The 12,306-nt window shown below is 26.5% G+C and carries 10 protein-coding genes; 1 reads left to right on the plus strand and 9 read right to left on the minus strand.

The genetic code is table 11. The annotated features are described in order from the left end of the window. From QZ321_RS09170 to QZ321_RS09180, 3 genes are all read right to left on the minus strand, one after another. Positions 1 to 2,942 (minus strand): MBG domain-containing protein (locus QZ321_RS09170; RefSeq protein WP_294196667.1); only part of this gene is annotated, 2,942 nt, incomplete at its 3' end. Between the two features lie 656 nt (positions 2,943 to 3,598). Further along, entirely contained in the window at positions 3,599 to 4,210 is a 612-nt protein-coding gene (locus tag QZ321_RS09175) for a hypothetical protein (RefSeq protein WP_291750113.1), read from the minus strand. Positions 4,211 to 4,336: 126 nt separating this feature from the next. After that, positions 4,337 to 5,026: a radical SAM protein gene (locus QZ321_RS09180; protein WP_291750111.1), complete on the minus strand. Its 690-nt coding sequence runs from the start codon at positions 5,024 to 5,026 to the stop codon at positions 4,337 to 4,339. 293 nt (positions 5,027 to 5,319) lie between these two features. Here QZ321_RS09180 and QZ321_RS09185 point away from each other — a divergent pair, with 293 nt between their 5' ends. Beyond that, positions 5,320 to 6,387 (plus strand): PTS transporter subunit IIC, encoded by a 1,068-nt coding sequence (locus tag QZ321_RS09185; protein WP_291750107.1) that lies wholly within the window; start codon positions 5,320 to 5,322, stop codon positions 6,385 to 6,387. A 174-nt stretch (positions 6,388 to 6,561) separates the two neighbouring features. On the opposite strand, the gene QZ321_RS09190 is transcribed toward QZ321_RS09185, so the two are convergent. The 6 genes from QZ321_RS09190 to QZ321_RS09215 all read right to left on the minus strand — a co-directional run bounded on the left by QZ321_RS09190 (position 6,562) and on the right by QZ321_RS09215 (position 12,278). Beyond that, on the minus strand, positions 6,562 to 7,776 hold the full coding sequence (locus QZ321_RS09190; protein ID WP_291750105.1) for a hypothetical protein: 1,215 nt from the start codon (positions 7,774 to 7,776) through the stop codon (positions 6,562 to 6,564). Positions 7,777 to 7,997: 221 nt separating this feature from the next. Then, positions 7,998 to 9,836: a PAS domain-containing sensor histidine kinase gene (locus QZ321_RS09195; RefSeq protein WP_291750102.1), complete on the minus strand. Its 1,839-nt coding sequence runs from the start codon at positions 9,834 to 9,836 to the stop codon at positions 7,998 to 8,000. A gap of 198 nt (positions 9,837 to 10,034) precedes the next feature. Then, entirely contained in the window at positions 10,035 to 10,628 is a 594-nt protein-coding gene (locus QZ321_RS09200; protein ID WP_291750099.1) for a GNAT family N-acetyltransferase, read from the minus strand. A 450-nt stretch (positions 10,629 to 11,078) separates the two neighbouring features. Next, positions 11,079 to 11,345, minus strand: a complete 267-nt coding sequence (locus tag QZ321_RS09205; protein WP_291750096.1) for a hypothetical protein — start codon at positions 11,343 to 11,345, stop codon at positions 11,079 to 11,081. A gap of 156 nt (positions 11,346 to 11,501) precedes the next feature. After that, entirely contained in the window at positions 11,502 to 11,672 is a 171-nt protein-coding gene (locus QZ321_RS09210) for a hypothetical protein (RefSeq protein ID WP_291739962.1), read from the minus strand. A 3-nt stretch (positions 11,673 to 11,675) separates the two neighbouring features. Next, a complete protein-coding gene (locus QZ321_RS09215; protein WP_294196668.1) occupies positions 11,676 to 12,278 on the minus strand; it encodes an ADP-ribosyltransferase in 603 nt (200 codons plus the stop codon). Positions 12,279 to 12,306 lie beyond the last annotated feature (28 nt).

Consider the following 12,306-nt stretch of genomic DNA (forward strand, 5'->3'; position numbering starts at 1 on the left):
AATTCTTTTATATCTGAAATTCCAGCATAATTATCATTTCCTATAACTTCAGCTTTTACATACCATGTTCCAGCTCCAGTTGGAACTTCTTCTGTATAATTTCTAGTCTTTTTATTACTGTAACTAAACTTTACTTCTCCAAACTGTGCAGAAGCTGTTGGATTCTTTGGAGCTTCTCCATAAGTCCAACCTTCTATTGAAAGCTCTTGTGTCCAGTTATTTATAGCTTGTGTAACATCAACAGTAACTTCAATATCATTTACAACTTCATAATTATTTGTATCACTTGGCGTATAAGTTGCCATAAACTTATTTGCTCCAACATTCCCTACGGATTGAGTATCATCAACCCATGAAAAACCTTCTGGAAGCTTAATATCCTTTAAAGTTTGTCCATACGTTGCTTTTATATCTTGTGGAATAGAATAAGTTGGCTTAGCCTTTGCAATTTCAAATTCAATAACTTTAGATAATTCTGCATATTCAGGAGTTTCTAAAACAGTTGCTTTCATATACCAAGTTCCAGCATCAGTTGGAACAGTACTTTCAAACTTACCAGTTTCAGAATTACTATAAGTAAATATTACACTTCCATGTTCAGCACTACCTATTGGAGCATTTGCCTTTTCTCCATAAGTCCATCCCTTTATTGAAGGTGTTACAGACCATTCATTTTTCCCTTGAGAAACAGAAACAGTAAGAGTTCTTTCTACATAATGTCCTTTTGAATTATAGCCATCAACTTTTGAATAATCATAATTCTTATCATCAACTGTTAATCTTGCCTTATATTCCTTATTATTTACAGTAACTTTTTCATTAGGATTAACCCATGTCCAACCTTCTGGCAATTCAATTGTAGATAATAAATCATTTTGAATGGCAGATAAATTATTAGGTAAAATTACTTCTGGTGCCACAGCCTTTTTAATTTCAAATTCTTTTATATCTGAAATTCCAGTATAATTATCATTTCCTATAACTTCTGCCTTTACATACCATATTCCAGCTTCTGTTGGAGTTGTACTAGAAAACTCACCATCTTTAGAATTACTATAAGTAAACTCTACGTCACCAAACTTTGATGATGCTATTGGCTCCTTTGAAGCTTCTCCATAAGTCCATCCATCAATTAAAAGTTCATCTTTCCATTCGTTAGTAGCTTGAGAAATTTTAAATTCCTTTTCTCCTACTGCTTCATTCCAATATTCAACTTTGTCTAAATTTGCTACTACTTTATATTCTCCTACTTCCCTTACCTCTTGAACTTTTTCCCATGCTCCAGCTGAATTCTTTTTATAATAAGTAAAGGTAACATCTCCATTCTCTACCGTAGATACATCATCATAAGTTGTTACTTCTTTAATTGTACAATCACTCTTTGTTAATGTAACAGAATTTCCATCATAAGTTTTATTTAAATCATCATTAATTTCAATTTCCCTATCTCCCCTTTCAAGGTTCAAGGTTACATTTAAAACTGCTTGCCCATTACTAGAAGTACCACAATCATATTCATAAGTTATCGGGGTATCTATTGACTCAATAGTCATAATACCAGTATTTGTATCTAATGTTGCTCCCTTTATATTACCTATTTTACTTACATCACATTCAAGCTTATCTTTAGCATTAAAAGAATTACTTGTTAAAGTTAAATCCTTTGTTTTATTTGCATCATAACTTAAACGTAAATTATTATTATTACCAATATCTAAGTTTATTATTGGTGTATCACTACACTCCAAATCAATTAAAGCTGTATTTTGACTTACATCTAAGCTTTTTATTCCTGTACTACTACAATTCAACCATTTTAAAGCTTTGTTTTGACTTACATCTAAACTTGTTATTTCTGTACCACTACAATTCAAATCTTTCAAAGCTGTATTTTGACTTACATCTAAACTTGTTATTCCTGTATCACTACAATACAAAGTAGTTAAAGCTTTATTATTGCTTACATCTAAACTTCTTATTCCTGTATAATTACAATACAAAGTAGTTAAAGCTTTATTATTGCTTACATCTAAGCTTGTTATTTCTGTACTATTACAATCCAAATATTCTAAAGCTATATTATGACTTACATCTAAACTTGTTATTCCTGTCATACTACAATTCAAAGTTTGCAAAGCTGTATTTTTGCTTATATCTAAACTTGTTATCCCTGTCCTATCACAATCCAAATATCTCAAATTTCTAAAATGCTCAATTCCTTTTAAATTCAATATATTCTTCTCTTGATAAACATCAATCCTTGTTACTGCATTTATCTCATCTTCTGAAAGAACTCCATCATTATTAGTATCAAAGTTATCTGACACATACTGCCTAAACTCTTTATCTGGAAAGTTTGTTGCATCAATTGCAACTTCTCCATCTCTTTCTTTTTCTCCACTTTCTTTATTTTCCTCTACCCTAGATAAATCCTTATTTTCACTTTCTTCAACCTTTTCTAAGGCTTCTTTTTCTACCTTTTCACTTTCGCTTTTATTTTCATCATTATCTAAAGTTTCATTTTTTTCATTACTATCTTTAATTTCAGTTTCTTCTTTCTTTTCTTGGTCTTCCACTTTTGTATTTTCATCTGTATTTTCTTTGTTATCTTGATTTTCTACCTTGTCCGTTTCTTCTGCATTATCTTTTTCTTCTTCCTGAACCTTCTCCTCATTGTTTTCCTTATTGCTTGTGCTTTCTTCTGTTTTTTCATCTTCTACATTACTTGTTTCTTTATTGTTTTCAACTGCTCCCTTATTTTCATCTTCTGGAGCTTCTGCCTTAGTATCTTTTTCTTTGTTTTCTTCCTTAACCCTTGCTTCTATTTGTGTCTTGTCCAATTCTTGTGCGTAAACTGTAGTTGTTGGTAATGGTGCCATTGTTGTTACTGCTATTGTTGTTGCCATAGCCATAGCCGTGACTTTATTTTTCTTATCCTTCATTTATGTATGTTCACCCCTTTTTAATCCCTTTGTTTCTTTTTACATTTTTACAATATATAGGATATTATAAACTGTAAATACATTAATGTCCATGTTTTTCATATTATGCCTGTTGTATTTTAATATTAAAGCTAAAAATTTAATAAAATAAGTCAATCAATTTTCTTATTTTATTATTAATTAACCTTTAACTTACATACTTCTTATTTATTTTCTTAAATAAAAAAAAATAAGATATTAAATAGTTTGTCCTATCTAATATCTTATTTAACTTTTATTACCATAGCTAAAATTTTACCCTAATAAATCAAAAAAGCTTTACCCTATAAGCTTTTATAATTTTTTAATATCCTAATGTATCTTCGTATTCTTTAAGAACTTCCTCTTTATTAACTTCTTTTACCTCTTCATTTCCCTCTTTTACTTTACTATTAATTTCAACAACCTTTGAATCTTTCCCCATAACTCTCTCCCCCTTAATTTTCATATTATTGTATACGTTTTCTTGTTATGTTTTTATTATACCATATATTTTTTATTTTTCCATAGGGCTTTAAAAATTTAATTAATCTCCATAATATATGTATAAAAATTATACATTTAATTAAATTTACCTCTAGTTTATATGTATTTTTTCAAAACTAGAGGTAATATACCTATGGAGTTAATATTGGCAATGACTCATCTTCTAATATGCAATATCTTATATTATTATTTGTTAAGTTATATATAGTATTTTCAAGCATGAAGCTAAAAGCTATCCTAAACTTTACATTATTAATTACAAAGACATGTCCATCTTCAACGGCTCCTAAAGTATTAAAAATATTTAATGCTAAGTTTTGATATTGCTGACCTATAACAATTGTAATAACCTCTGGACAGCTACATTCTTTCCTGCAATCTAAATATTCCTTGTGCAATGCCCATATTATATTATTTCTATCTAAAATGCTCTTTATTAATGATATAACTTCAAAGCTTCTATTTCTTTCTTTTTCAAGAATATATTCTCTCATTTGTCCTTCTATACTTCCCATAGAATCACTTACTAAACTACTAATAACATTATACAAATTGCTGAAATATCTTTTTCTAAACTCTACAAAGCTACTTTTTATTAAAAATTCATAATCACCATCATTGTTTTTTATTATTTTCTTACAAACCTTCTTTTCAGCCTTATAGTATTTTTTTCTTATTTCTGCAACTTTTTTTCTGCACAAGACTTCTTTTAAATTACTTATTTCTTGAATATCTGATGACATAGTCTCCTCCAAATATATCACTCTTACTATAAGTTTACATCTTGGCATTTAATTTTATTCTATTGAAATAATCATAAGGATATTACCTAAAATAATATTTAAATTTAAAGCTATAATAAATATTTTTTAATCCCCTACTCCAAAATCTGTGTTGTGATATAAGACTTCAATTGTATCGTAACTATCTAAATAACTATATTCTTTTCTAAACCATTTAATTAGCTCTTCATCTCTTTTAATAGATGTTGTATTTTCAACAAAAATATTAATTGTTGCATATTTAAAGTTTTTTAAGACTATTTCCATATCCTTTTTAATCATTCCTTTTGTTTGACCTTTTATTCCCACCATCAAACATACTGATTGGAACTTTTCTGCTACTTCTTTTACTTCTTTAAATTTAGCATTTTTATTTAAAAAGTTATTTCTAAAATCATAATCAAAGCTTTCAACTCCAATTTTAAATATAACATCTACATTAAAAAACTCTCTAATTTCATCTAGTCTGTTTCTATAGCACCAATGGCTTTCAAAAAATAATAATTTTATATTCTTTTCATCTACTATCTTTTTTATGTACTGCATTGTTTCTTTTGGAATTTCAAAACAACTACCTGAATTAATAACTTCAAGAGCTTTAAATTCACCTGTTACATTATCTAAAACTTCTTTGTTTAGCTTGTTTATTTCCTCTTCATTATCTCCATTATCATCAATATAATCACAAAAGCTACATTTTCCCCATATGCAAGGAAATGCTTTTAATAAAACAATTTCTCTTTTATTTTTATTTGTTATTTTGTTATACCTATCCATATTTATCTCTTTTCTTTTATTTTTTTATTTTAGATTCATTTTCTTACTCTCTTTTGATTCACATTATATCTTCATTATTTGCTTTTTTCAATAATAACAAAAATTTATATTATTACACTCATAATTAAGCTAATAATTTTTATCTTTACACAAATACCTTTATACAAAAATATAATGATTGATTGTAATTTATTTAAAATTATTTGACCTTTGTCCCCAAATTATGTTAAACTTACTTTGAAATACAGGTGTATATACACCTGTTAAGTTACAAATGGGGAGATGGGTAAACTATGAAAAACTTAAAACAATATTTAAACCATATTTTTATTGATGGTTTAAGTGGAATGGCATTAGGGCTATTTTCCACACTTATAATAGGTACTATATTGCAACAAATAGGTAATCTTATAGATGGAAATATAGGAAGCACTATATTTGTTATAGGGAAGCTTTCTGCTTCTATAACCTGTGCAGGAATAGGTGTTGGAGTTGCGTATAAGTTTAAAGAAACGCCACTTGTAGTAATTTCTGCATCAGTATGTGGAATGATTGGTGGTTTTGCAACTAAAATACTTGATGGAAGTGTTATTTCTGATGCTGGAGTTATTACTCTTGCAGGCCCTGGAGAACCTTTAGGAGCATTTATTGCAGCTATAGTTGGAATAGAAATTGGACATCTTATTACTGGTAAAACAAAAATTGATATTATATTAACTCCACTTGTAAGTATTGCTTGTGGTTCTATGGTTGGACTTCTTTTAAGTCCTCCAATATCAAAATTTATGACTTATCTTGGAAGTATAATAATGTTTGCTACAGAACAACAACCTTTTATTATGGGTATTTTAGTTTCTGTAATAATGGGTATATTATTAACATTACCAATTAGCTCTGCGGCTATTGGAGTTATTTTAAATCTTGATGGAATAACTGCTGGTGCTGCTGTTGTTGGATGTTGTTGTCAAATGGTTGGCTTTGCAGTGGCAAGTTATAGAGAAAATAAGTTTGGTGGGCTTCTTGCTCAAGGGGTTGGAACATCAATGCTTCAAGTTCCTAATATAATTAAAAAACCTGTAATATGGTTGCCTGCAATTATATCTAGTGCAATACTTGGACCTATTTCTTCAACTTTTTTGAAGATGACTAATAATGCAACTGGTTCTGGTATGGGTTCTGCTGGATTTGTTGGACAAATTATGGCTTATCAAACAATGGCTCAAAGCTCTTCTTCAAAAATAGTTTTATTACAAATAATCGTAATGCATTTTGTGCTTCCTGCACTTCTTACTTTTATAATTTCTGAATTTATGCGTAATAGAAACTGGATTAAGCATGGAGATATGGCTTTAGATTTATAAAAAGTTTTTAATTATTATATAAGGAAGTCTATAAATAATTTAAGTTTTTTAACTTAAATTATTTATAGACTTCCTTATTTTTTTACTACTTTTTACTACAATTTATATTTAAAATATTTCTATTTAATTTTCACTTTATTTTATAAATATTTTTTAATTGTTAATATCTATATATTATTTAATTTTAAGGTCATTCATACATCTTCCTTTATTTGCCCAAATTGGCACACTAACAACATACTTTTTAATTATATCTAACCCTATTTCTTTTGCTTCCTCTTCTTGAATCATGCTTTTTATTTCATTTAAAATTTCATCTAAACTCTTTTCTTGAGCTGTGGCATATAAGAATTTTAAAAAGTCATCTATTTCCTCTTCTGACATTATAAAATATTTTAAAAATCTTTTCTTAAAATCCTTTGCATAGCTATTATCAACTTCCCAATTGCTTGTAGATAAAGAGATTAATTCACTTTCTGAAAACTTTCTATAATCACTATATTTCATTTTTTTATTAATTTCATTATAAAGAGCAATATAATTATCTATATTAGAATTAAATACAAACTCACCTTCAACAATGTAATCATCACTATATTTAGAACCTTCATTTAAAAGACTAAAAAGCTCTTTCCTATCATATTCTTCTACTAGATATTGTTTTACAAATTCAATAATTTTATATACCTCTAACAAACCATAAGCTCTAACCATTCCTTTATATAAACTTATTATTTTAGTATTATTTTTTATTTTAAGCCTTACATAGAAATCTTGCAGAGACTTAACTATTTCTTGAGTTATTGTTGGCATTAAAAATACTCTTTTACCTTCCTTATTTTCAACGGGAAAAATTGCTCCTATTTCAATAAAATAATCTGAATATATTCTTTCATCATTAGATACATTATCATAAAATCTTTCACCATCATTTTTTAAATATTTTCTTAAAATTTTAAGTGTTTTTTCATCTAAAAGATTAAATTTTTCTAATATAAGCTTTTCATAAGATGATAATAAAACCCTTGCTAGCTCTTGCTTTTTATATTTATAAACTTTTTTAACACCTAAGTTTTCTGCAATTTTAACTAATCTATCTTTTGTTATATTAGATAATAATTCATTTAAATCTTTAGAATATGGTGTGTTTTTAAACTGCCTTTCAATTCTTTTATTATTTGATTCACTTATAGAATTGCATAACTTCTCCATAGCCGTTAATATATTATTAAATTCTGAGTTATATATATTTTCACTATTTCCTTCCATAAATCCATCTAAATCAAAAGTTTTATATTCTTCCTTAACACAATCTTCACATAACCATGCTTGTAAATTAACATCAAAAAAGATAGCATCTTTTCCGCATTTCTCACATTTTGCTTTCATTTCACGACCTCCATTCTCTACCCTTTAAGCTTTTATAATTATTTCCAATTAAAACAAAATTTAGTCGCACTTTATGTAACTTTTGTGATTTAAAATTATAAAAGTAGTACTCTAGCTCCTCTTAGCTTAAGTACTACTTTATAATATTTTTTTATATATTATATTCTCTAAAAATTAAACTGTTACCACTTAATAATTTAAGAAATCAATAACTTACACGCTTAAAGATAAATATCTGAAAACTCTATATTCATTCTTACTTCTAAACTATTAGCTAAGTTATCATAAGTTTGTTCTTTTAAAACATTGCTTTCTTCTAAAACTTTAACTGGTAATTTTATAGTAAATTCACTTCCAACATTAACTTTACTTTTAACCTCTATACTTCCACCTTGAATTTTAACTAAGTCTTTTACTAAAGATAAGCCTATTCCGCTTCCTTCACTTCTTTTTGTAAATCTATTTTCAACTTGATTAAATCTTTCAAAAATAGTGTCTAGCTTTTCTTCTGGTATTCCAATACCACTATCCTTTACTGTTATATTAAAATTATCACCTGCATCCTGTAATAATACATGTATTTCTCCATTTGACTTATTATATTTAATACTATTAGAAAGTAAATTAAGCATAGTTCTCTCTAGCTTTTCTAAATCAAATACCATTATTTTTTCTTCAACATCAGTATCAAATGTTAAACATATACCATTTTGTTTTGCAAATTCTGCTACAGACATAGATATATTTTCTATAAAGCTGACTATATCATCATTTTTAGGCTCATATTCGTAATATCCTGAATCAAATTTAGTAGAATCTATTAAATTATTAACTAATTTTAATAGCCTCTTAGAGTTTTGACTTATTATGCCTATATACTTTTTTAATCTACTGTTATTTTCTAATAAATCTTTTTCTAATACATCAATGGTTTGAAGTGAACTAAAGATTAGGTTTAAAGGTGTTCTTAATTCATGGGATAAATTAGCAAAAAAGTCTAATCTTAATTTTTCAACTTCTCTTCTATGAGAAACATTTCTTGCTATATCAATAATGCCTACTAAATTGCCATAGCTATCTCTAAATGGTTCTTTTATTATTTCAAAATCAAATTCAACTCCATCATATAAAACTGTTTCGTTATATATTTGCTTAGTTCCTAATTTAATTGTTTCTAAATCTTTTTCGATTGTATGCTTTAAAATTTTATTTAGCTCTGGGATTTCCTCAATTTTTCTACCTACAAAGTCTTCTCTACTAATTCCTAAATCCTGTAAAAAAGTATTATTACAATCTAAATGAACTCTATTAGCATCTTTTAAAACTATATAATCCGATATATTATTAATTATATAAGATAAAGTATTTCCATCTTCTATTTTTTCTTTCTTTTCTACTATGTCTTCAAAAACTCCCATAACACCAATTACATTACTACTATTATCATATATAGCATGTTTATGAAGGGAATAAATCTTATCCTTTAACTTGCAAATTTCTTTACGATAATAAGATTTTGATTTCATAAATTCTTTGCAACACTTTAAATACTTTTGTCCTGCATCTTCTCCATGTATTTTTATATCATTTAATTCTGATAGATTATCATCAAACCCAACTAAATTTTTAAAACTATCACTAGCATGTACATATTTATTATTTATATCTTTAACATAGAAAATCCCATTTGCTTCATGTATTCCCTTAAAAAAATCTTTAGCTATACAATTTTCAAAATATATTAAAAACTTGTCTCCTTCTATTTTTTGTATAGTAACATGAATAAAATTCATTAACTTTTTTATATATTTACTATAGCTTAAAATCTTTCCATCATAATTTTTTAATATTCTTAAGAACTCTTCATCTTCTTTATATTCTGATAAAACTTCAAAAAAGTCCTTATTTATAACTTCTTCATAATTTGAATTTAATAATAAAAGCATCCTATTATTAGCATACTCAATTTCCATTTTTAAATTTTCATTTTCCTCTAAACCATATCTCACGCACAACATGGCTATTGGCATTTTATCAAAAATTTCCTTATACTCTCTCATTTTCTTCATCCTCTGATTATTTCTCTCATTAAGTATAAATTATTATATTATATTTTTGTTTATATTGGCAATAAAAAATAGCGATTATTTATTTTATATAATAATCACTATTTCACTAATTAATATTTTATAATAATCCTATTCAAAAGTAGATATTTCAAGGCATCTACATTCTTTCCCCTGTAAACATTATCTTTATTAAACTGCTTTAATCATTCTATATAGTGTATGAGAATAAAATTCCTCTTCTTCTTCAAAAACAAAGTTTAGCTTTTCATAAAAGCCTTTAACAAAAGAATCCTTTGCAAGTAAGGAACAAACCTTATAGCCTAACTTTTTAGCATCTTCTTCTGCTAAGCTTATAAGAGCTTTTCCTATTCCCATTCCCCTACACTCTTCTAATGTAGCTAAATTTGCAATATAAAATTCATTTTTTTCACATTCATTTAAGTTTAATTCTAAAATAACATCTTTTAAAAATTTAATTTTATTTTTTATTCCTTTAATATATTTAATTAATTTTATAGTTGTAATTTTATCTAACTTTGATAAATCTTTTCCCTTTATTAATATTATAGCTCCACAAATTTTACCCTTTAGTTCTGCAACCTTTACATTCCTATAGGAATATCTTGAGTCCTCGCTTTCTACTAGCAATTTTATTCTATTTATTATTTCTTTTTTTCTGCCATAGCCCCAAATATGCTCTGGATCATCTTCTGTTTTATAAACCAGGTCTGCTATACTTCCCGAGTCCTCTTTTTTTGCTTCTCTTAAGGTGAAACTTTCCATAAAAATTCCTCTCTTCTTTTATATAAATATAATAAGGTTTTATATATTTATTATATTTTTAAGAGTAAAAATGTTTAAGGCTTTATGGATGTTAAAATATGTACTTATGTGTTAATAATTATTTAAAAATTTTACTGTAAATTAATACAAATGTACATATTTTAAAAGAAAATATTGTAATGTTACATTAATTTCCCTTAATTTTTGTAATGCTTGTGTTTTTTATCTCTTCCCTTGCCACCATTTGTTAAAGTCAATTCTCTCTGTAATTTTTTTCTACGCTCTTGCATTTGCTTTCTTATTTTAAGAAAATTATTTATACTTCCCACTACTATCCTGTTCTTTAAAGCCTTCCAGTAAGTAATAAAAGGCATAATAAAAAGCCTTAGTTTCCTAAGACTTAATGTTAAGCATAATAAAAGCATCTACTATTTAACTTAGTAAGTGCTTTTATTTATTGTACAATTCTTTTGCTTTTAAAAATTCAATTCTTAAAAGTCTTTTGAACTCTTTAATATCTATTTCTCCAACTGCTGCACATATATCTGGAATTTCTTCATTTAACAACTCTGTTACTTCTTTATTTTCTTTGTACATTGCATCATAATTATTAAATAAAAATTCCGTTTCTAGTTCAAGGTAAAACGGATAATTTTTATCTTCCTCATATTTTCCATCTAAATATGATTCAATTACATCTAAAACCTTTTTAATCATTCCTTATCCACCCTTCCTTCGGATTCTTTCTAACAATTTCGTTTGTTTCATTATTTCTAATAATAGCTATTTAATTATTAAAGTTTACTAACCTTCCATCTTGTTGTATATAATTAGGTTTACTAATAAAAGCACCTACTATTTATTTAGTAAGTGCTATTCTTCCTCTTTATCATCTTCTTTTAAAACTCCATCCTCCCTCATAAATCTTCTAAGTATTTTTCTATTTTCTTTTTGCTCTTCTTCAGATATTTCTACCCTTCCTATACTCGTTGCTTTAGGTGGCTCATGCCATCTTCTATGTGTATATAATTTTTTTTCACTCATTTTTTACAACTCCTTTAATTCTATATGCGTAACATTTCCTATCTTTTCAACTTCCAATACTTTAAATTTACTTCCTCTAGGATATAATATTTCTTGTTCACCATCATTATATTTACTTATATCTCTACCTTTTTGAGAATTTAAAATATAAATTTGAACTTGACCATCAGAATTATAAGTATTTCCTTTTGTTGTTGAAAGATATTCTTTATATGTTACTTTTTCACCTATCTCATGTTCACTTAAGAATTTCTCCAAATCTTCTTCATAGTAAAATTCAAGTGATCTTCTTAAATCTCCTTTAAATATAGGCATTCTATCTAATGCTTTATCTAAGTCATTTATAAATTCCTTATCATCATTCAATGGTAAATTATTTCTTAATTTATCATTTATTTTATATGATTCTGAGCTTATATATTTATTAATAGCATGTAACTGTTTCTTTCTATTTATACTAGCCTTTTCTTTTAATAAACTCCACTCTTTAATATTATTATACTTTATTTCTTGGAACTCTTTAAGTGTTTTAGGAGAATTTTTCCCCAAAATATTTTTATATTCTTCAAATTGTTTTTTATCACTAGATAAAAAAAGCCATATCAAAATAAATTTGATATAGCTTCTCTTAATT

Origin of the sequence: uncultured Clostridium sp. (genome assembly GCF_910588715.1) — a bacterium.
Lineage (GTDB): Bacteria > Bacillota > Clostridia > Clostridiales > Clostridiaceae > Clostridium.